Origin of the sequence: Shewanella sp. NIFS-20-20, assembly GCF_019209865.1 — a bacterium.
In the GTDB taxonomy this organism is placed as follows: Bacteria; Pseudomonadota; Gammaproteobacteria; order Enterobacterales; family Shewanellaceae; genus Shewanella.
The window spans coordinates 1-22,678 of sequence record NZ_JAHUTT010000063.1; the positions used below are offsets into that span (position 1 = coordinate 1).

General features: G+C 47.8%; 17 protein-coding genes and 2 pseudogenes. 4 read left to right on the forward strand and 15 right to left on the reverse strand.

What is annotated here, in order from left to right:
- Nucleotides 1–156: 156 nt before the first annotated feature.
- The 4 genes from cydX to purL all read right to left on the reverse strand — a co-directional run bounded on the left by cydX (nt 157) and on the right by purL (nt 8,163).
- Nucleotides 157–273: a cytochrome bd-I oxidase subunit CydX gene (gene cydX / locus KU855_RS15955; RefSeq protein ID WP_218531468.1), complete on the reverse strand. Its 117-nt coding sequence runs from the start codon at nt 271–273 to the stop codon at nt 157–159.
- 18 nt (nt 274–291) lie between these two features.
- A complete protein-coding gene (gene cydB / locus KU855_RS15960; RefSeq protein ID WP_218531470.1) occupies nt 292–1,431 on the reverse strand; it encodes a cytochrome d ubiquinol oxidase subunit II in 1,140 nt (379 codons plus the stop codon).
- 21 nt (nt 1,432–1,452) lie between these two features.
- A complete protein-coding gene (locus KU855_RS15965; RefSeq protein ID WP_218531475.1) occupies nt 1,453–3,015 on the reverse strand; it encodes a cytochrome ubiquinol oxidase subunit I in 1,563 nt (520 codons plus the stop codon).
- A 1,266-nt stretch (nt 3,016–4,281) separates the two neighbouring features.
- Complete coding sequence (purL, locus tag KU855_RS15970; protein WP_218531513.1) at nt 4,282–8,163, reverse strand: phosphoribosylformylglycinamidine synthase; 3,882 nt, start codon at nt 8,161–8,163, stop codon at nt 4,282–4,284.
- Between the two features lie 270 nt (nt 8,164–8,433).
- Here purL and mltF point away from each other — a divergent pair, with 270 nt between their 5' ends.
- Nucleotides 8,434–9,885: a membrane-bound lytic murein transglycosylase MltF gene (gene mltF / locus KU855_RS15975; protein ID WP_218531515.1), complete on the forward strand. Its 1,452-nt coding sequence runs from the start codon at nt 8,434–8,436 to the stop codon at nt 9,883–9,885.
- Nucleotides 9,886–10,116: 231 nt separating this feature from the next.
- Here the strand turns inward: mltF and tadA are convergent, their stop codons facing one another.
- Nucleotides 10,117–10,638 (reverse strand): tRNA adenosine(34) deaminase TadA, encoded by a 522-nt coding sequence (tadA, locus tag KU855_RS15980; protein ID WP_218531477.1) that lies wholly within the window; start codon nt 10,636–10,638, stop codon nt 10,117–10,119.
- Between the two features lie 126 nt (nt 10,639–10,764).
- Between tadA and KU855_RS15985 the strand changes: the two genes are divergently transcribed.
- Nucleotides 10,765–11,634 carry a diguanylate cyclase domain-containing protein gene (locus KU855_RS15985; protein WP_218531482.1) on the forward strand — a complete coding sequence of 290 codons (870 nt, stop codon included), beginning with the start codon at nt 10,765–10,767 and terminating at the stop codon, nt 11,632–11,634.
- 375 nt (nt 11,635–12,009) lie between these two features.
- Here KU855_RS15985 and KU855_RS15990 read toward each other — a convergent pair whose 3' ends face one another.
- The 7 genes and pseudogenes from KU855_RS15990 to guaB form a co-directional block, all read right to left on the reverse strand.
- A complete protein-coding gene (locus KU855_RS15990; RefSeq protein ID WP_218531484.1) occupies nt 12,010–12,585 on the reverse strand; it encodes a class I SAM-dependent methyltransferase in 576 nt (191 codons plus the stop codon).
- Between the two features lie 98 nt (nt 12,586–12,683).
- Nucleotides 12,684–12,827: a hypothetical protein gene (locus KU855_RS15995; RefSeq protein ID WP_218531487.1), complete on the reverse strand. Its 144-nt coding sequence runs from the start codon at nt 12,825–12,827 to the stop codon at nt 12,684–12,686.
- A gap of 51 nt (nt 12,828–12,878) precedes the next feature.
- A complete protein-coding gene (locus KU855_RS16000; RefSeq protein ID WP_371316382.1) occupies nt 12,879–13,193 on the reverse strand; it encodes a hypothetical protein in 315 nt (104 codons plus the stop codon).
- Nucleotides 13,194–13,256: 63 nt separating this feature from the next.
- Nucleotides 13,257–13,469: pseudogene (locus KU855_RS16005) on the reverse strand (integrase core domain-containing protein); the annotation flags it as partial.
- Nucleotides 13,469–13,654, reverse strand: a pseudogene (locus tag KU855_RS16010) (DUF4102 domain-containing protein); the annotation flags it as partial. The pseudogenes KU855_RS16010 and KU855_RS16005, both read right to left, overlap by 1 nt.
- Before the next feature lie 262 nt (nt 13,655–13,916).
- Nucleotides 13,917–15,494 carry a glutamine-hydrolyzing GMP synthase gene (gene guaA, locus KU855_RS16015; RefSeq protein WP_218531493.1) on the reverse strand — a complete coding sequence of 526 codons (1,578 nt, stop codon included), beginning with the start codon at nt 15,492–15,494 and terminating at the stop codon, nt 13,917–13,919.
- 98 nt (nt 15,495–15,592) lie between these two features.
- Complete coding sequence (gene guaB, locus KU855_RS16020; protein WP_218531498.1) at nt 15,593–17,065, reverse strand: IMP dehydrogenase; 1,473 nt, start codon at nt 17,063–17,065, stop codon at nt 15,593–15,595.
- A 121-nt stretch (nt 17,066–17,186) separates the two neighbouring features.
- On the opposite strand from guaB, the gene xseA reads away from it, so the two are divergent.
- A complete protein-coding gene (xseA, locus tag KU855_RS16025; RefSeq protein ID WP_218531502.1) occupies nt 17,187–18,527 on the forward strand; it encodes an exodeoxyribonuclease VII large subunit in 1,341 nt (446 codons plus the stop codon).
- A gap of 38 nt (nt 18,528–18,565) precedes the next feature.
- Here xseA and KU855_RS16030 read toward each other — a convergent pair whose 3' ends face one another.
- The 3 genes from KU855_RS16030 to KU855_RS16040 are packed head-to-tail and all read right to left on the reverse strand — an operon-like array spanning nt 18,566 to nt 20,950.
- Nucleotides 18,566–19,219: a PAS domain-containing protein gene (locus tag KU855_RS16030; protein ID WP_218531504.1), complete on the reverse strand. Its 654-nt coding sequence runs from the start codon at nt 19,217–19,219 to the stop codon at nt 18,566–18,568.
- Nucleotides 19,220–19,241: 22 nt separating this feature from the next.
- Nucleotides 19,242–20,516 (reverse strand): serine dehydratase subunit alpha family protein, encoded by a 1,275-nt coding sequence (locus KU855_RS16035; protein ID WP_218531506.1) that lies wholly within the window; start codon nt 20,514–20,516, stop codon nt 19,242–19,244.
- A 50-nt stretch (nt 20,517–20,566) separates the two neighbouring features.
- A complete protein-coding gene (locus tag KU855_RS16040) occupies nt 20,567–20,950 on the reverse strand; it encodes a Rid family detoxifying hydrolase (protein ID WP_218531511.1) in 384 nt (127 codons plus the stop codon).
- 266 nt (nt 20,951–21,216) lie between these two features.
- Between KU855_RS16040 and KU855_RS16045 the strand changes: the two genes are divergently transcribed.
- Entirely contained in the window at nt 21,217–22,521 is a 1,305-nt protein-coding gene (locus KU855_RS16045; protein ID WP_218531512.1) for an amino acid permease, read from the forward strand.
- The last annotated feature ends 157 nt before the right edge of the window (nt 22,522–22,678 follow it).

The window sequence follows — 22,678 nt, forward strand, 5'->3', positions numbered from 1 at the left end:
ATTGATATGAGTACGCGCCAAAGCTTCTGAAAGTTGCATAAAAAAATCCGATGACAAGGGGTCATCGGATTTTGATCCTTTCAGTGAGATCGTCAAGCGATCTGTCTTAACTGATCGGCATTACGCACAAGGCGGGTTTTTTTATACATTTAACGCTTACTCAGCGTCATCGCTGCTGCGATCCATGTTTTCGGTGTTCTCAAGCCAAAGTGCATTGATAATCCCGAAAGAACAGGCCAGTAAGATGCCGAGTATCCAAGTGAAATACCACATAGTTTCGTTATCCTTTTATCAATACAGAGACGTTGAGTTGTCTTCAATGTGCTTACGGCTCAGGCGACCATACATCTTGATGTAAGTCCACAAGGTATAGCCCAGAACAATTGGCACAAAAATGATGGCGGCGACAGTCATCACAGTCAATGTCATTTGTGATGCCGTTGCATCCCACATGGTTAAGCTCACGTTCGGATCCAATGATGATGGCATCACGAATGGGAACATGGCAGCACCACAAGTTAAGATCACCGCCGCAATGGCGATAGAGCTAAACAAGAAGGCAAATCCACTACGGTTGAAGCGACTAACCACTAATACCAACAACGGCATTAATAAGCCAATCACAGGGAACAGCATAGTGATTGGGTACTTGTCATAGTTAGCTAACCAAGCACCGGCTTCAACGATGACCGTCTTAGTGGTAGGGTTTGAAGCTGCCGCAGTGTCGATAGCCGAGGTAATCACATAACCATCAATTCCGGTAGCCAACCAGAAGCCGGCAGCACCAAACAACACAAACAAGGCAATGGCAGCAACTTGCGCAGCCGTGGCAGCACGCGCACGCAACTCACCTTCGGTTTTCATTTGTAGCCAAGTCGCGCCTTGCATCATAAACATACTAACGCTAACCAGGCCGGCTAAAATGCCAAATGGATTCAGCAAGCCAAAGATGTTGCCATGGTAGTATGAACGTAAGAATTGGTCGAATTCAAACGGTACACCCAGTAATAAATTACCAAACGCAACGCCAATGATCAGCGGCGGTACAAAACCACCCACGAACAATGCCCAATCCCATGATTTACGCCATCTTGGATCTTCAATCTTAGAGCGATAATCGAAACCCACTGGGCGCAAGAATAACGCAAACAGCACGATCATCATGGCCAGATAGAAGCCAGAAAATGATACCGCGTACACGGTAGGCCACGCGGCAAATAAAGCACCCGCACCAGTGATTAACCATACTTGGTTGCCATCCCAATGAGGGGCAACGGTATTGATCATAATACGGCGTTCGGTGTCATCTTTACCTATGATAGGTAGTAAGGCACCCACACCCATATCAAAGCCATCAGTGACCGCGAAGCCGATGAGTAACACACCGACCAACGCCCACCAAACAAATCTCAACAGTTCATAATCAAACATCGTGATTTCCTTATAGGTCCTTTATGCTTTAGGATCCAATTGTTCAAAGTGATAACGTCCAGTCTTCATGCTGCTAGGGCCAAGACGGGCATACTTCAACATCAGGAACACTTCGATGACCAGTAACACAGTATAGAAAACCGTGATGCTGATAATACTGATCCAAATATCACTTAAACTCAGGCTCGATGCCGACATATACGTAGGCAACACTTCTGAGATGGTCCAAGGTTGACGACCATATTCAGCCACAAACCAACCACACTCAATCGCAATCCAAGGTAACGGCAAGCTAAATAAAGCGGCTTTCAGCACCCATTTATTTTCTTCAATGCGGTGGCGAGTGCTCTGCCAGAAGGCGGCAATAAACACGAACAGCATAATAAAGCCTAAACCAACCATCACGCGGAACGACCAGAAAATAGGAGCCACCTGTGGGATTGACGACTTCGCCGCAGCATCAATCTGTGCGTCAGTCGCATCGATGATATTGGCGGTATAAGGCTTAAGTAACATGGCATAACCTATGTCACCTTTACCGGCTTCAAAGGCAGCACGTACTTCAGGGGTTTCATTACCGCTACGCAATTGCTCAAGGGCCGCGTAGGCAGGAATACCGTTACGGATACGGACTTCATGCTCTTTGATTAAATCGCGAATACCGGTCACTTGCTCATCTAAAGAACGAGTGGCAATAATCCCCATGACATATGGGATTTTAATCGCATAATCGGTATGCATGGTTTCTTGATTCGGCAAACCAACCACAGTGAACGCTGCAGGAGCAGGTTCTGTGTGCCATTCAGCTTCCATTGCCGCCAATTTAACACGCTGTACTTCACCAGTTTCATAACCAGATTCATCGCCAAGCACGATAACGGACAAAATAGAGGCTAAACCAAAGCTGGCGGCGATAGCGAATGAACGACGGGCAAAGGGTAAGTCACGCTTTTTAAGGATGTAGTACGAACTAATTGCCAACACAAACATAGCGCCAGCCACATAGCCCGATGCCACGGTGTGGACAAACTTAACCTGAGCGACCGGGTTAAATACCACCTCAGCAAAACTGGTCATTTCCATGCGCATGGTTTCATAGTTAAAGGTAGAACCGACAGGGTTCTGCATCCAACCATTGGCCACCAAGATCCACAAGGCAGATAAGTTACTGCCCAGCGCAACCAACCAAGTCACGGCTAAGTGTTGACGTTTACTAAAGCGATCCCAACCAAAGAAGAACATACCAACAAAGGTAGATTCTAAGAAGAAAGCCATCAGGCCCTCAATGGCTAATGGCGCACCGAAAATATCACCAACATAATGAGAATAGTAAGACCAGTTAGTACCAAACTGGAACTCCATCGCCAAACCTGTCGTCACACCCAAGGCAAAGTTAATACCAAATAACTTACCCCAGAATTTAGTCATGTCCTTATAGATCTGCTTATCGGTCATCACATACAGTGATTCCATGATAGCCAGCAAAAAGGCCAAACCTAAGGTTAACGGTACAAACAGGAAGTGATACATAGCTGTTAGCGCAAACTGTAAGCGCGATAGCTCAACAACCTCTTCAACAATCATTTGTGTCTCCTTACTTGGCGGAAGTTAATCGCGGATGACTAACGCCGTTGGTAAGTAAAAATATAAAAATAGCCCGCCAAAGAGACTAATCCCATCTGGAAAACAACCTGAACCCTCAAGTTGCCCCACACATGACACCAAGCCTCTACCAGCAAACCGCCCAAAAAAGTCTATTGCCTTTGCTTTAGCATTTACTAACCCTAAAACAAGCAGTTTAGCTGCTTGTGCGTGACATGACTCACGGGTTACAACTAACTCGTGACAACCGTCACACGCAAAATGCATTTATTAAACAATTTTCTTATTTATTTCAACAGCTTGCGTATATCTATTGAAATGGAAAACTAATGTTTTTATACCATCGAAGTTTGACTCATATCAATCAAAACCCCATAGCAACCGCTGTTTTTGCGGGACATAGCACACTTTTTCAAATCATAGACTTTACTGAGCAAGATCCACATGCTAGGGAAATAAAAACATCGCCATTAAAAGTGTAATTTTGAAGGGTTCAAGCAATTTGAGCGCTAAAAGCGCCATAAATACAATTATTAATAAATATGCAACAAACAAAATCAAATATATTTCACCCATCAATATTCATCAAAGACATCAACCACAGATAAAACAATAACTTATAAAATAAAAATTATTATTCAGATAAAAAACACATCAATCTGGATTAGATAAACTAATGCGATAATGAATTTTTTCTCGTTTGAACAAATAGTGCCCAAGCCCTATCATATGCCCCGTGTTAAGGAGACGCTCGGGCACTACAGCAGTATACGTGCCATTTGCCCATTCCGCGCACAATGACCCTAAACTGTGTGGAGAAAATGTCATGACTAAGTTATTCAATCGTCTGGTTAACAGCTACAAACGTGTTTTCGTTGAACTTTATACTTCAAGAGAATTATAAGGTAGCGAGTAAACCGTCCCCCTATTTCTCGTTTTGTTAGCGCAAAACTGGCCCTGTGATGAACACTCATCACAGGGCTTTTTTTATCACGGCGCCCTGCCACCATTGCCTGAGAAAAAAACAATGAAATATCCCCCTCAATGCCACAGGCAACAATTAAGCTACAATACGATTGCTTAAGTATCCCATGATGCAAGAGCTGCCACATATCGCACTGATTTAAAAAGAATAATTAATAAGACATTCATCAGGATGTACCATCACGCATAAAAAAAGTGAGCCAAATGGCTCACTTTTTAGTGTGGAATTAAGCAGTTAACTCATTGCCTTCCCAATGTACTGCCTTAACCGACATTGACACGGGCATTACGGAACATCCGCATCCAAGGACTATCCTCACCCCATTGGCTCGGGTGCCAAGAATTAGCCACGGTTCTAAATACTCGCTCTGGGTGCGGCATTAAAATGGTCACCCGCCCATCGCTAGTTGTCATGCCGGTAATGCCATTGACCGACCCGTTTGGATTTAACGGATAACGCTCGGTCGGCTGGCCTAGGCCATCGACATAACGCAACGCAACCGTACCACTCGCTTCAGCGGCAGCTAATGCGGCAGCCGAGGCAAATTCGACTTGCCCTTCACCATGAGACACAGCAATTGGCATCCGCGAATTGGTCATGCCATTGAAAAACAACGAGGGACTCGCCTGCACTTCGACCGCGGCAAAACGCGCTTCAAAGCGTTCAGATTGGTTACGCACAAACCGCGGCCAATGCTCGCTCCCAGGAATGATCTGTTTAAGGTTCGACAGCATCTGACAACCATTACAAATACCGAGGGCAAAACTGTCGTTACGTAAGAAAAACTCACTGAACTGATCGCGAGCTTGCGCATTAAACAGAATCGATTTTGCCCAGCCTTCACCTGCGCCAAGCACATCGCCATAAGAGAAGCCACCACAGGCCACCAGCCCTTGGTAGTCACTCAGAGCGACGCGGCCACTGAGGACATCAGACATATGAATATCATGACTCTCAAAACCGGCGCGATCGAAGGCGGCTGCCATTTCTAACTGCGAGTTAACGCCTTGCTCACGCAAGATAGCCATCTTAGGCGCTAGGCCTTTTAACACATAAGGGGCAGCAATATCTGCAGCTGGGTCAAAACTCAAATCGACGCTTAATCCAGGGTAACTGGCATCCTGACGCAGTTGATGCTCTTGTTCTGCACATAATGGATTGTCACGTAGGCGTTGGATTTGGTAACTAGTTTCAGACCACACCCCACGCAATTGATGGATCCCTTGGCTAAAGACGGTCTCCCCTTGCCACTCAACCGTTAACTGCTGTTCTTGGTTCAGTTCAGCAATCAATGAGGTTTGCAGTCCAAGGGCCTGATATTGTGCCATCACGCGCTCGACATCACCGCGCTTGACCTGCAGGCATGCCCCGAGTTCTTCATTAAATAACGCCGGGATCAATTCGCCGCCTAACACACTGGCATTGAGCGACACCCCAGTGTTACCGGCAAACGCCATTTCACATAAGGTGGTCAATACCCCACCGTCGCTGCGGTCGTGATAGGCCAATAAGGTGCCATCAGCTACTAAGGCTTGTGTCACCTCAAAACAGGCACGCAGCGCAGCCGCACTGTCGAGATCCGGCGCCACATCCCCTAACTCACCAAACACTTGAGCTAAACAAGAACCGCCTAAACGCTGTTGGCCAGCCGCTAAATCCACCAGCAAGATAGCAGTGTCACCCACCTCGGTTTGCAATTGAGGCGTTAACGTACGACGAATATCATTGACCACGCCAAAAGCGGTGATCACTAATGACATCGGCGATGTCACCGCCTTTTGTTCACCGTCTTGCTCCCACGCGGTGCGCATCGACATTGAGTCCTTGCCCACCGGAATGGTCAATTCCAGCTCTGGACACAGTTGTTCGCCAATAGCCTTAACCGCTTGATATAAACCGGCATCTTCACCGGGATGACCGGCAGCAGACATCCAGTTAGCTGATAATTTAATCCGAGTTAACGAGCTAATATCGGCCGCGCTAATATTCATAATCGCTTCGGCCACCGCCATCCGCGCCGAGGCAGCAAAATCTAACAAGGCCAGTGGCGTGCGTTCGCCCATGGCCATCGCTTCACCATGATAGCTATCAAAGCTGGCCGCGGTCACGGCGCAATCGGCCACCGGCACTTGCCATGGACCCACCATTTGATCGCGATTGACTAGGCCGGTTACCGTTCGGTCGCCAATCGTGATTAAGAAAGTTTTATCCGCTACTGCCGGCAAGGACAACACCCGCTGCACCGCATCGGCCAATTCAATCTTATCCGTTGCTAAAGCCGGCGAATTGGCCGTGAGTGTCAGCACGTCACGGCTCAGTTTCGGTGCTTTACCTAACAGGACTTCCAGCGGTAAATCGATAGGCTGATTATCAAAGTGCTCATCGTTAAGCACTAAGTCTTCTGTCAGGGTTGCTTCACCCACTACCGCAAATGGCGCCCGTTCGCGTTCACAAATGGCACTAAAGGTTGCTAAATGCTCAGGGGCAACTGCCAGCACATAACGCTCTTGGGATTCGTTACACCAAATTTCTAGCGGGCTCATGCCCAGTTCATCATTGAGCACCTTGCGTAATTCAAAACGGCCACCGCGCCCAGCGTCACTGACCAGCTCAGGCAAGGCATTAGATAAGCCCCCGGCACCCACGTCGTGAATAAATTGGATCGGGTTGGCATCGCCTAACTGCCAGCACCTGTCGATCACTTCCTGACAACGGCGCTCCATTTCAGGGTTTTCGCGTTGCACCGAAGCAAAATCTAAATCTTCATGGGACTGACCCGAGGCCATCGACGAAGCTGCGCCACCGCCCAAACCAATGTTCATGGCCGGGCCACCGAGGACGATAAGCTGAGCGCCAACAGTGATTTCACCCTTTTGTACATGGTCTTCGCGAATATTACCTAAGCCACCAGCCAACATAATCGGTTTGTGATAACCGCGCACTTCAACGCCGTTATGGCTATTGACCTGCTGCTCATAAGTTCGGAAATAGCCTAATAGCGCCGGCCGGCCAAATTCATTATTAAATGCCGCGCCGCCCAAGGGGCCTTCGATCATAATATCAAGCGGCGTCACGATACGATCTGGCTTACCGTATGGCTGCTCCCAAGGCTGCACAAAGCCTGGAATATTGAGGTTTGACACGCTAAAGCCCGTTAAGCCAGCTTTAGGCTTAGAGCCGCGACCCGTGGCACCTTCATCACGGATCTCACCGCCAGAGCCCGTCGCGGCACCGGGATAAGGACTAATGGCTGTGGGATGGTTGTGGGTTTCAACTTTCATTAACACATGGATAGGTTCCACATGATAACGATAGACGCCATCGCTGTCGGGGAAAAAGCGACCCGCTTGCGACCCGGTCATGACCGCAGCGTTATCTTTGTAAGCCGATAACACATGCTCAGGGTGCATCTCGTGGGTATTTTTAATCATTTTAAATAATGATTTCGGCTGGACTTCACCATCGATGGTCCAGTCGGCATTAAAAATCTTATGACGGCAATGTTCAGAGTTAGCCTGAGCAAACATCATTAATTCAATATCGTGCGGGTTACGGCCAAGGCGGGTGAAGTTCTCGACCAAATAATCCATTTCATCATCGGCTAACGCTAAGCCCATATCGAGATTGGCGCGCACTAATGCGTCGCGGCCATGCCCCTTGATATCGACACTGGCAAATGGCGCTGGAGTGGCTTGAATAAATAATGCGGCGGCCGCGCTGAACTCATCCATGACCACTTCCATCATGCGGTCATGCAATAACCCTTTCAATGTGTGGAGCTCAGACGGGCTCATCGCGTCCATATCAATATAGTAAGCCAGACCACGCTCTAAACGCGTCACCTGAGACAAACCACAGTTATGGGCGATATCAGTTGCTTTTGAAGACCAAGGAGAAATAGTGCCGGGGCGGGGTGTTACGAAGAAAAGTTGCCCTTCGGGGGCGTGTTGTTCGATGGCTGGACCGTAGGTTAGGAGTTTAGCGAGTCGCTGTTGGGCATCCTTGTCTAGTGGCGCTGACACGTCAGCCAAGTGAATGTATTCTGCATAAATCTGACGTACTGGAAGCTGTGCTTGTTGGCAGGCTTCCATCAGCTTTTGCACCCTAAACGCTGATAAAGCAGGGGCTCCGCGGATGATCTCCATCACTTCTATTCACCTTTATTAATGATTGATTGTAGGGTCAAAGGAGGCGGTATTATAAGGAAATTATGCACATAAATCATCTTAAGCAGGCGGACAAAAGCGGTTAACTTGTGTTATAAACCCCCACCTTAGCAGAAAACAATTTCCTGCAAATAAAACATTCACACTTTCACGGCCCCATGGCCATATAAGGCCATTGACCCAATGGTCACTAATGATCAAACGTTGCTTTTTATATTGGCTGGCGCATTATTATCCATGATGAGAAATCTGCAGACATTTTTACTTCCGATGTTGTTGCTTACTTGCCTGAGTGCATGTCAACCCAACTTGGAACAGACTCCCACCGAAACATTGCCTGAGTCGTTAACGACATTGCGGGTGGGTACCCTTTATGGTCCGCAAATCTACATGAACAATGGCCAAGAAATCACCGGATTCGATTATGAAATGGCGGCTAAATTTGCCGAGTATCTCGATATCCCGCTGGAGATGACGCCTTACGCCAACTTACCCGAGCTATATCAGGCGCTCGAAACCAACCAGATAGATATTATCGCCGCCGGCATGACCGACACAGGATCACGCCGCCTCAATTATCGCTTAAGCCCGCCACTCTATGAAGTCGACCAAGTATTAGTGTATCGCCAAGGTGACAAGGCCATCGATAACATTGACAAGCTAGCGGGGCAAATTGTCGTGGTGGCCGACTCAGCTTATGAAGAAACCTTAGTCGAATTACAAAACGATAACCCGCAACTCAATTGGCAAGCCACCAACAGCCAAGATATCGAAGAACTACTGCAATTAATTGCTGATGAGACCATCGACTACACCATCGCCGACAGCAGTGCCTTGCAGATTAACCGGCGCTTTTTACCGGAGTTACGCGCCGGCCCCGTTCTCAAGTCTGAGCAAAATATTGTGTGGTTGTTACGACCCAAAGGCAGTGATGCCCTGATGGCTAAACTGTTGGCATTTTGGGATCAAGAACAAAGCAGTGGCACCTTGGCTAGATTACAAGAGCGCTATTTTGGGCATGTTGAGCGCTTTGACTATGTTGACACCCGCGCATTCATTCGCGCCGTCGACAGCAAACTGCCGCTGTATCGGCCACTCTTTGAAAAATATTCCGGCGAGCTCGATTGGCGTAAATTGGCGGCCACTGCCTATCAAGAGTCTCATTGGAACCCTAGAGCTCGCTCACCGACTGGGGTGCGCGGCATGATGATGCTCACCTTGCCGACGGCCAAACAAATGGGCATTGAAAACCGTCTCGATGCCGAGCAAAGCATTCAAGGTGGGGCCAAATATTTAAGTAATATCTTAGACAGGTTGCCAGACTCTATTCCCGAGGACCAACGTATGTGGTTTGCCCTCGCCTCTTACAATATCGGCATGGGGCATGTGGAAGACGCCCGAAAACTGGCTGAATCCATGGATCTCAATCCCAGTGCTTGGAGTGATGTTAAGCACGTCTTACCGTTACTGCAAAAACGTCAGTATTACAGCAAGACGCGTTATGGCTACGCCCGCGGGACTGAAGCGGCGCATTATGTCGATAATATCCGCCGCTATTACGATACCCTGATTTGGCTAGATACCCAGCAAGCATTAAAACTCGAACAGGAACAACAAGCCGAGACGGCTGCCACACTCAGTGAAAACCCCTTGCCGCCATTACCGGCAAGTAATCCGGAACTTATCGCACCGGATCAGTAGTTATCCATGGGGGCAATGCCAAGCGAAATGCGCACAAGCGCAATGTGGCGCAGTTCCCCATGTGACACACTTCATATTGCTATCGGCGCAGACACTTGCTAGTGTGTGCCTGTTCAGCCTACACAGGAAGGTAAAATATGAAACGTAGACCGATTAATAATGCTTCCGCTCGTCGCCGTACGCTACGTAAATCGAGACAGCAACAAATGTTACGCCGCCATAAGCAATTTTTTAATTTCCTGCAGAGTCAGGATTAATCGTATGAGTTCTCAGTAATTTTTCGGCTTTTTTCTCACGTCGACGCCGCTGAAAAAACGCACTTAATTGGGCACTACACTCAGCGGCCAACACCCCAGAGGTGACCTGTAACTGATGATTAAAATTCGGATGTTGCACCAAGTTGACTTGGCTGCCAGCCGCACCGGTTTTAGCATCATGGGCGCCAAAAACGACACGGCCCACTCGGGCATGCACCATCGCTCCTGCACACATAGAACAAGGCTCTAACGTCACGTACAGTGTGGTATCAATCAAACGGTAGTTATCTAATACTTGGCCGGCGGCGCGTAAGCATTGGATCTCAGCATGGGCCGACGCATCATTGAGGGTAATGCTCAGGTTATAGCCACTGGCCACAAGCTGGCCGTCTTTGACTAACACCGCACCCACCGGAATTTCACCGCGCAACTCGGCACGTTTGGCGATATCTAACGCGACACGCATCCACTGTTGATCTTGTTGACTCTGATCCATTGTTTTTTAAATTAAATTAAGCATGGCGCCAGTATATACTTTTTTAGCAAGATTGGTCGAAACCACCGAGCAGAGCCTAAATTTTAAGTACACTTAGAGAAACATCTTCATAGATTGGGCGTGACCATGCTGGCACCTATCTGGCCGATGGCCTTACTGCTAATTAGCGTTATCGATATCGCCTTATTAGCGGCGACCACCGAACTGAGACCTTGGCAAACTGACAGCGGCATGACGCTGGCATTAATCTTGGGCAGTTTAACTTGCTGGTTAGCGCTATTGTGGCAATGTCAACAGCTACGCCAACATCCGCCGATCTATTCTTGGTTAGTCTTAGGCTTTAGCGGTTTATACTTAGCCAATTTACTGTATGCGTTTGATTTGCTGTTTGTGATTAAGTTAAATCATTACCTTATGTATGCCTTAGGCTTTGCCATGATTGGCGCCATGATGTTGTGGCAAGGTATCACTCGAATGATCCAATCCTTACAAGATCATAGCCAGTTGATCAGCAAGATAAGCCACCAAGACCTGGTGAGTTCGGTGGCGCAACATGCCGAACTGTATCAAACCCGCAAACCGATGCAAGCCCCTAAAACCGTGGTTGTATTAGTGATTGCCATCGATAGATTTAGCCCAATCCAAGATAAATTAGGCGCTGCAGCGGCGCAATATGTGCAGTTAAGCCTAGCGCAATTAATTACAGAGAATATTCGCCAGCAAGATTGGTTATCGCCACTTGAGCCAGGTTGGATGATGTTGTATTTACCCAATGTCGACAGCCAAGATGCGGCGTTAAAAGCCGAACATATCCGCTTACTCGTGACCGAACACATCATTCACTGCAGTGGCCAGCCCCTACGAGTGACCCTGACCATAGCGCATGGGCAATTACCCCATGAACATGTGAACGATTATCTGGAAGCCGCCCGAGCGCAAATTGAGTCAACCAAGGCAGCAGGCAACAAAGTGTTCGCCATCGCCAGCGAGACCTAAGCAATGACGTGCGGCTAAGCCAAAGTCATTACGAACTGCTAAGCCTGAGTAATAACCTGCTCTAAGCCAAAGTAACTGCCCCTGACTCAGCCAGAGTTGATCGCAATCTGTTCGTCACGGGTAGAGCACGACATAACATCGCAATAATAGGCATTGCCTTCATCGACTGAGCGGATATATGGGATCCGAACAGAATCCTCAACCGCCGACATTAATGCCCAATTGAAAGTTATCGAGTCAACATACTTACCTAAACCGATAAACTGAGCAGCCTCTCGCCCAGGTTTAGGTGAAGTACCAGCAAATGCTGCACTAGATATTTATGGCTAAATATCGTCTCAAGATCAGCGGGTTAACTTAGCGGCGTTTAGTTGATTACTGGGCGAATTGATCATTAACCGCCACGATCAATAGCGAGTCATCGTCGTCGAACTCGGTATAAGTGAACGTTTCTCGAATCGTAAAATAGTTTGAAACCAGTGCTATTAGGTCATTTTTGTCATAAAACACAAACAACATATCTTGTATGACAACCTCTTTGTCTCCCAACCAGAAGGTATGCGTGAACACACCATTGGGTTTGATAATCTGTTGCTGGCGCTTAAATGATGCCTCTAATTGCTGCCGAGGTAGATGATGCAACACTTTATTTGAAAACACACAATCATACGTTTCCTCAGTCGCTATCGTGACAGCATCGAGCCTTAACCAAGGCACAGCGCTAAACTTACTTTGGCAGCGACGAAGAAACTCATCCGAAAGATCTGAGCCGGTCACCTGATACTGATGACGTAACTGCGCAATATCGTTGCCGGGACCACTTCCCAGCTCTAATAGAGAGCAGCCCTCTCGCAGATGACGGTCAAGCACCCGATATAAGTGGCTGCCATCATAATCGGCACACATGCTTTCATATTCATCGACCTTGTCGGCATCATTATAGAAATTCACTGCAACTCCGTATCTACCATGCACATAAGGGCTAGTTCGCGACACTCGCCGGGCACAGGGCCGGGTTAGGCGCTATCGTAAACTGCGCGGCTGACGGTTCATGTTGCTTTCTTCATTAACACCTTAGTGTCATCTTTGCGGGTAATTTCCCAGCCAAGGTGCTGATACAACGCAATATTTTCATTTAACAGCACATGGGTGGCAATCCCATGCCCCCCATTCGCTCTTGCTAATTCAGCCAAGAGTATCGCCCCTGACACTGTTGCCAGCCTCAACTGAGGTGCGCGCCCCAATCACCAGACAAACAATTTAAAATAACTCAGAATAACAATCACTGCCGTCAATCCCATCCACCCCAAGACTCGGGTAACCCCCTCCGGAGAACTGGGATTAAACTGTGGGAACAAAATAGCCCCCACAGACAACATGGGTAACCAACTATAAAGTTTCCCCATGTATATTGAGGTTGCCGCGGGAAATGGTCCAATACCTAAGTAGATGACCAAGTAAGCACCATAAACTCCAATGGCAACACTCGCTTCTTTCCTCGAGGTTTCGCTCGCCTCTAACAACCAATAAAAACCCACAAACACGACCAACACAGCCACGTCAATCAATGTCGTCTCCCCATGATGGCGTTGAAGCGCAGCACCTCTCAAGCGCCGTAGTGGTCAACTAATATTGGCCACACTCTTAAAGTTTAACCAAAACAATCGATCTGATTCATTGGGCGTCAGTCCACCATTATATTGATGTGGGCGAAGCTGACAGTAATATCCAATAATGTATCGTGTAATTTCATTCTGCGCTTCAGTAAAATTACGATAGCCAGTGACCGGTATCCATTCTGTCTTAAGACTTCTTAAAAAGCGTTCCATAGGGCTTGCCTTCCGTTGATTGAATCGTTGTATCGGAAAGAAACAGAGCCTGCTGCTGTATCGGCTACGTAAAAGCCGTCACGATCATTTACTTTATAAAGTTTATCTCTCGGTTTGAGATTGCGAAGCTTGGTATTGGTGAGCTTGAATCGGCCTCTAGTTGTTCTTTGATACCATGCTGGAAAACTCATCAAAAACAAGAAATTAATCATTAATAAACAGACAGATATGAAAAGTTAATACCATGCACCACTAAAAATACTCAGCATGGTATCAGGCGTGAACCATGATATTACCGATAAATCATACCCATCAAAATACCACGGTCAAACCGTGCTTGACGTTGCCAGACATTGCTAAAAACTATCAAGTTAAAAACAAAAAAAGTCCGCTGTTACGCGGACTTAGGTGCTATCTATGGCCTGTTAGAGCCAGACACTTACTAATGGAAGATTATTCCCACTCGATGGTCGCAGGTGGCTTACCTGAAATATCGTAAACTACACGAGAAATACCGTTAACTTCATTGATGATGCGATTGGATACGCGGCCAAGGAAATCATATGGCAGGTGCGCCCAATGAGCGGTCATAAAGTCGATGGTTTCTACGGCACGCAGTGACACGACCCAATCGTATTTACGACCATCGCCCATAACACCAACAGAACGTACCGGTAAGAACACAGTGAACGCTTGGCTCACCTTGTTGTACAGGTCGGCTTGGTGTAATTCTTCAATAAAGATGGCATCGGCGCGGCGCAGCAAGTCACAATATTCTTTTTTCACTTCACCCAGTACCCGCACACCTAAACCTGGGCCTGGGAATGGGTGACGATATAACATGTCATAAGGCAAGCCGAGTTCTAAACCAATTTTGCGCACTTCATCTTTAAACAGTTCGCGCAGAGGTTCAACCAAGCCCATTTCCATTTCTGCTGGTAAACCGCCAACATTGTGGTGTGATTTAATCACATGGGCTTTCCCGGTGGCACTCCCCGCTGACTCAATCACATCTGGGTAGATGGTGCCTTGGGCTAACCATTTAGCATTGGCACATTTTGAGGCTTCTTCATCAAAGATTTCCACAAACACACGGCCAATGATCTTACGCTTGGCTTCTGGGTCGTTTTCACCGGCGAGGGCATCAAGGAAGCGCATTTCGGCATCGACATGGACGATGTTCAAACCAAAATGATTGCCAAACATGTCCATCACTTGCTGGGCTTCGTTGAGGCGCAACAGGCCGTTATCTACGAATACGCAGGTCAGCTTGCTACCGATGGCGCGGTGTAACAGCATGGCGGTAACCGATGAATCAACTCCGCCAGATAAGCCTAAAATAACTTCGTCATCACCCACTTGCTCTTTAATTCGAGCCACGGCATCTTCGATAATTGAGGCTGGCTTCCATACGGCTTCGCAGCCACAAATGCGCAGGGTAAAGTGCTCAAGCATGCGTAAGCCTTGGCGCGTATGGGTCACTTCAGGGTGGAATTGCACACCATAGAAGCGTTTTTCTTCACTGGCCATGGCGGCATAAGGGCAAGTTTGGGTCTTGGCTATCTGCACAAAGCCTGCTGGGATTTCAGCCACTTTATCGCCGTGACTCATCCACACATCCAATAATGAGTTGCCTGAATCGCTAATGCCGTCTTCGATATTGGCAAATAATTGGCAGTCACTCAGCATTTCTACTTGCGCATAACCAAACTCGCCTTCACCGACACCTTGGATCACCTTACCACCTAATTGCTCTGACATGGTTTGCATGCCATAACAAATACCTAATACTGGCACACCGGCAGTAAATACGTACTCAGGTGCCCGTGGTGAGCCTGCGGCGGTCACGCTTTCAGGGCCACCGGCCAAAATGATACCACTTGGCGCAAATTCGCGAATTTGTGCTTCGCTTACATCCCACGCCCACAGTTCGCAATACACACCGATTTCACGGACACGACGAGCGATGAGCTGAGTGTACTGAGAGCCAAAATCTAAGATTAAAATTTTGTGCTGATGAATATCAGTCATGATCTACCTTCAATAATTGGTGATGCTCTTGTTAGAGCCAAATACAGAGTTCAATACCGAGCTAAACGAAGGGCGCCCCGAAAGCCGCCCCACGATAGTTAGCCCATACTGCGATAGTTAGGCGCTTCTTTAGTGATGGTAACATCGTGTACGTGTGATTCACCCATACCCGCAGATGTCACTTTCACAAATTCAGCTTTAGTGTTGAGATCAACGATAGTTGCACAGCCAGTGAGGCCCATGCATGAACGCAAGCCGCCCATGTGCTGATGAATGATTTCTTTCAACTTACCCTTGTAAGGCACACGACCTTCAATGCCTTCTGGCACTAATTTGTCGGCGGCGTTATCGCTTTGGAAATAACGGTCAGATGAACCTTGGGTCTGTGACATCGCGCCTAATGAGCCCATACCGCGGTATGACTTATAAGCACGGCCTTGATAGAGTTCGGTTTCGCCCGGTGCTTCATCAGTACCTGCAAACATTGAACCGGCCATGATGCAGGAGGCGCCTGCCGCAATTGCTTTGGCTAAGTCACCACTGAAACGAATACCGCCGTCGGCAATCACAGGAATGTTAGTATCGCGCAAGGCATAAGCCGCGTCGGAAACCGCAGTGATTTGAGGTACACCCACACCGGTCACGATGCGAGTTGTACAGATAGAGCCAGGACCAATACCCACTTTAACCGCATTCACACCCGCATCAACCAAAGCTAAGGCGCCTTCGGCCGTGGCTACGTTACCGCCGACAATTTGTAACTCTGGATATTTAGCACGAGTCTCACGAATACGCTGTAATACGCCTTCAGAGTGGCCATGTGAGGAGTCGATCAGCAATACGTCGACGCCAGCCAGTACTAAGGCATCGACACGTTCTTCGTTACCTGGCCCGGCACCAACCGCGGCCCCCACACGCAAACGACCAAACTCGTCTTTACAGGCGTTAGGCTTACGCTCGGCTTTTTCGAAATCTTTCACCGTGATCAAGCCTTTTAAGCAGTAATCGCCATCAACCACTAAGATTTTTTCAATGCGGTTGCTGTGCATTAACTGCTGTACTTGATCTAATTTGGTGCCTTCGGCAACCGTCACCAGTCGAGACTTAGGCGTCATCACTTGTTCTACGGTTTTGTTCCAATCGGTAACAAAGCGCACGTCACGGCCAGTAATAATACCCACCAGTTCATGGTTTTCAGTTACAACGGGGTAACCGGCAAAGCCGTTCTTTTCGGTGAGCGCTTTTAATTCTGCGATGGTGGTCGAGGGGGTGACGGTGACAGGTTGAGCAACCACACCGGCTTCATAAATCTTAACTTTACGGACTTCTTCAGCTTGCTGGGCAATACTCATATTTTTATGAATAAATCCTAAACCACCTTCCTGTGCCATCGCAATCGCTAAGCGGGCTTCAGTCACTGTGTCCATGGCAGCAGACACTAAAGGAATATTTAATTGGATTTTATCGGTCAGACGAGTAGTTAAGCTGGCAGTATTAGGGAGAACCGTTGAATGGGCTGGAACGAGTAAAACATCATCGAACGTCAGGGCTTCTTTTTTAAGTCTTAGCATGGCAACATCTCCCCAAGAGAATTGGATTTAAGAGGTGAAATATTGCGGCGGGATTATACCTTGCACTTAGCACTTCGTAAATGCAAAAATGTAAAAAATTCGCATTTCGCGCCGGAATTTCATGGAAACTATCAAAAAAGATATTTATACCGTTTCAAAGTTAAACGGTGAAGTGCGCCAGCTTCTTGAGGGAAACTTGAGCCGAATTTGGCTAACCGCAGAGATTTCTAATTTCAGCGCTCCCGCCTCAGGTCATTGGTATTTAACCCTAAAAGATAGCCGTTCCCAGATCCGCTGTGCCATGTTTAAAGGCAAGAATCAAAGCGTTAACTTCCGCCCGAGTAATGGCCAACAAGTGCTGGTTCGCGGCAATATTAGCGTGTATGAGCCGCGGGGAGATTACCAATTATTAATTGACAGCATGCAGATGGCGGGTGACGGTTTATTGGCCGCGCAATACGAAATGCTTAAAAATAAATTGGCCGCTGCGGGTTTATTTGCCCATGACACCAAAAGGGCATTACCCAATAATATTCAGCGTATTGGTGTGATCACCTCCCCGACTGGCGCGGCGATTCGGGATGTCTTGCATGTCCTTCAACGTCGAGATGCTGGCCTTGAAGTGGTGATTTACCCCGCTCAAGTTCAAGGTGACACGGCGCCGGCCCAATTGATTCGTGCCATTGAACTGGCGAACCAACGCCAAGAGGTCGATGTATTGCTGCTGACACGCGGCGGCGGATCGTTAGAGGACTTATGGTGTTTCAATGATGAGGCGCTGGCCCATGCCATTTACCAGTCCAATCTGGTGGTGGTCAGTGCGGTCGGTCATGAAGTCGATTCCAGCATCAGTGACTATATTGCCGATATTCGTGCGGCCACCCCATCGGCTGCGGCAGAATTACTCTCAAAAGATAAGCAACATAAACAACAGCACTTACAGCAGTTAAGTCTCCAACTTAGCCGTGCGTGGCACCATCACCTCCAAGGGCGGAGTCAACATCTCGGCCTGCTTGAGCAAAAACTGTATCGTCAAGATCCCAAGCGCCGTTTGCAGCAGCTGAGTCAACAATTCGATGAAGCGTATTATCGACTGCACACAGCCATGACGTTCAGATTGAATCAGATCCACTTAACCCTGCAACAGCAACACAGTGTGTTAATGGCGCATTCACCGCAACATACCTTGCAGCTTCAAGTTCAACAGTTGGAATATCTGCAACATACTTTGCAGCAACGAATGGCAGAAATGCTCAGCGACAGCGAACAACGTTTAAGCAAAGGTGCCCAGTTGTTAGCGGCGGTGAGCCCATTGGCGACGTTAAAACGCGGCTACAGTATTACCACGGATGAGCAAGGCAATGTGATTGATGACGCTGCCAACTTAACCTTGGGCCAAACTGTGCATAGCCGCTTAAATCAGGGCCAAATGGTAGCCACTGTCACCCACATTATTCCTTAACGGATAACGAGGCTCTTTCTTGAGCCTCGTGATAAAGGCTAGTTTTGCAACGCTTTAATTTCTCTTAAATAGCGATAAATGGTGTGCACCGAAATATCCAAACGGGACGCCGCTACTTGCGCACTGTCTTTCAGTTCAAATACCCCTAACTCATGCAGCTGAAACACCATTTCTCGGCTCTTTTTCGAGGGCGCGATTGCTGAGTTATTCTTAACTTCGATACGCACACTGTCGATGGTGCCATGCAAGGCTTCGTCAATATTGCGCGCAAACACTTCTTGCGGCGGACTCGTCTCTGTGGGTAAATCAGGCAACATGACCCGCAGGACTTCCTGCAACGGCGCATCCATGTCGGCATTAATGCATAACAAGCCAATGGCTCGATTGTGGCGATTGCGGATCACTGTGGTGATCGACCGCAAGGTCTTACCGTTTGCGGTCTGACTCATGTACGCGTTAGAGATGTCTTGGCCGGTTTTTAGTTTTAACATCGCCAAGTTAGTGATGGGCGCGCCGACTTCACGCCCAGTCACATGGCCATTGGCAATTTTAATCACCGAGGGATTGTTGGCATCGAGACTGTGCAAAACTACTTCAGTATGCTTGCCATACATGGCGGCAATACCATCAACTACATTTTCTAATGCGGTTAATATATCAAAATCACTTTGACTTAAGTCTTGCAGTTTCACTGGTACCTTTCCTCGTATGTCTTTAGGCCGACATGATATCTATGATGGCGGAGTCAGTCGATGGCATGCCTGTCGTGACCATTTTGCCAATATTTTTGATGGTTTGTTCCACATTGATGGCAATAATACCCTGCCCTTGAACCACTTGGCTATTTAGCGCCATTAAAAAGCTTCGCACCGCAGCGCAAGAGGAAGTGCTGACCTTCATCGCACATGACGCTTTAGCACCGTCGCACACCATGCCCGAGCTATCGCTGATCACATTTTGAATCGCAAAGCATGACTGCTCAAACGAGCCCCCAGCTAAGTACACCATGGCCATCGCCGCCGCGGCACTGGTCACTGAGTTACCACAGAATGCCGACAAGGGCGGGTAATGGGATTTAATATAAATGGCGCCTAAATGACTCATGATCAAGGCGCGCGCCAATTGCTTGTCATCGGCTTGATAACGCTTGGCGGTGATCACCACAGGAATGGTGGCCGCAATGCCTTGGTTGCCACTGCCAAAATTACTCATGGCAGGCAAGGTCGCCCCGCCCATACGAGCATCGGAGGCGGCGGCAGTTTGCATGACGATCCGGTTTAATAAGTCATCGCTCAACAGGCCATCATCCATGGCTTTTTGCATGGTACGACCGACTTCTAATCCGTACGGATTATTCATGCCCTCAGCCGATAGCAGCCCATTTAACTCAGAGGCTTGTAAAATAAAGGCGATCTGTTCAAATGGCACTTGGGTCGCAAACTGATAAATGCTCGCAATGCTGATATCCACCCCATCACAAATCGCCCCTGTCGCCGGGGCACTGCCTTGCGCTAAGGTATATGTCGCCAGGCCATTGAACTCTTTTAACACCACCATGGTATGGCCACCGCTGACCACGACTCGGGCACGGTTGCCATTGCCATAGGCGGTAACCTCGCAGTAAATAAACTCCTCGGTTTGCGTGCGCTTAACACTGACCTGACCGGCGTCAATCAAGCGCTGGGCTGCCAGCACATCCTCACTGCTAATCTTGGCCAGCACTTCCAGACCCGCATCGCCATCGCCACCAATGGCGCCAGCCGCTGCCGCAATTGCTAAGCCAATTTTCCCGGTACCAGGCACAAACACACCCATCGAGTTTTTATACAAATTATCTGATACCTGAATTTCTAACCTGTCAGGTTGACAGCCCAGCTCCTGCCGAGCCAAGGCGGCAGCATAGGCGGCAGCAATCGGCTCAGTACAGCCAAGTGCAGGCTTAACCACCTGATGAATAATTTGAATATATTGTTGCCATTGGGCTTTCATAGTGTGTGCCTTAATCAAAAATGAGGAAACTTGGCCGCAGTTAATACAACTTATGCCAACACGTGCGCAATCGCTTCCACTTCAACTTTTACGCCGAGGGGTAAATCTTTAACTGCAAAGCAACTGCGCGCGGGGCAATCTTGCTGGAAATACTGCTGATACACGGCATTAAATGCCGCAAAATCGCTGATTTCAGCTAAATAACAGGTGGTTTTTAAAACGCTTTGTAAACTACCGCCACCCGCCTCGAGCACGCTTTTTAAGTTTTCCAGCGACTGCACAGATTGTTCAGTGATACCACCGTCAACCACCCCGCCCTTTTGCGCACACACAGGCAACTGGCCTGAAGTGAAGATCAATTGGTTATAGGCCGTGCCATGAGAATAAGGGCCAATAGCTGCTGGCGCGGTTGTTGCGGTAATAATCGTTTTCATTTTAACAATCCTTGCAAATTTAGTTTAATAATCCGATGTATCTAGCTGCAATATTATTTGCATTTTTATTTTAAATTGCAACTACAGTTTAAGCTAGTAGACATAAATACTTCAAAATCGTACTCAAACAGCAGACTTAAAGCCATTTGTGAACTTTATCAGGTTTACTGCATTCTGTTGGTGATATTGATTGTCACCGGTATTTTTCTCAAATATATTTGCATAAACCAAATAGATACCTATAAATAGAGTGATAAGGTTACGACATGAAACCACAGACAACGACAGCATCATCGCCCGCGATTAGTCGTCAAGACACCGCAGCATGGAAAGAAGCTACCCGATTTGATAGTACCGATTGGGGTTGGATCATTATGAGTATTGGCATGGCCATTGGTGCTGGGATTGTATTCTTACCAGTACAAGTGGGCTTAATGGGCTTATGGGTATTTTTACTGTCAGCTGTGATCGGTTATCCCGCCATGTACATGTTCCAACGCTTGTTTATTAACACCTTGGCCGAATCCAAAGAATGCCAAGACTACCCAAGTGTAATCTCAGGTTACTTAGGTAAGAACTGGGGCATGCTTCTGGGTGCACTCTACTTTGTGATGCTGGTGATCTGGGTTTTTGTCTACTCCACCGCCATTACCAATGACAGCGCCTCCTTCTTGCAAAGCTTCGGGGTGACCCAAGAGTTATTATCTAATAACCCATTTTACGGCCTCGCCTTAATCTGTTTATTGGTAGCCTTGGCTTCTCGTGGTGAAAACATCCTGTTTAAAATTTCAACCCTGATGGTATTAACCAAGTTAGGTGTGGTGGCCTTACTGGGATTGATGATGGTCGACAAGTGGGACATGAATAACATTGGTACCATTCCTGCCGCTGGGGATTGGATGAAAGACGCCATCATCATGTTACCTTTTACCCTGACCTCAATCTTGTTTATCCAAAGCTTGAGTCCAATGGTGATCTCTTACCGCTCACGGGAAAAATCCATCGAAGTTGCCCGCTTTAAAGCCATGCGTGCCATGAACATCGCCTTTGGTATCTTATTCGTAGTGGTATTTTTCTACGCGGTGTCATTCACCTTAGCCATGGGTCACGAGCAAGCGGTCAAAGCCTCTGAAGAAAATATTTCAGCCTTAGCCATGGTAGCTCAGGGGGTGCCAGGACCGACCTTAAAGCTGTTAAGTTTGACCTTAAATATCTTCGCGGTAATGACGGCCTATTTTGGGGTTTACTTAGGCTTCCGTGAAGCTTGCCAAGGCTTAGCCATGAACCTGCTGCGCCGCATCATGCCAGAAGATAAGATCAACAGTAAGAAAGTTGGCTACGGCATCATGCTGTTTACCATCTTATTGTCATGGAGCGCGATTGTGCTGAATGCGCCAGTACTGAGCTTCACTTCTATCTGTAGCCCAATCTTCGGCTTAGTGGGTTGTTTAATCCCAGCGTACTTAGTCTATCAGGTGCCATCACTGCATAAGTACAAAGGCGCAGGTCTGTACGTGATTATCGCCACCGGCATCTTATTGTGTATCTCGCCATTCTTAGCCTTCGCATAAGCGAATCGCACCAACATCATTAGCGCCCCTAGGGGTAATGCCGATCAGTTAAGACAGATCGCTTGACGATCTCACTGAAAGGATCAAAATCCGATGACCCCTTGTCATCGGATTTTTTTATGCAACTTTCAGAAGCTTTGGCGCGTACTCATATCAA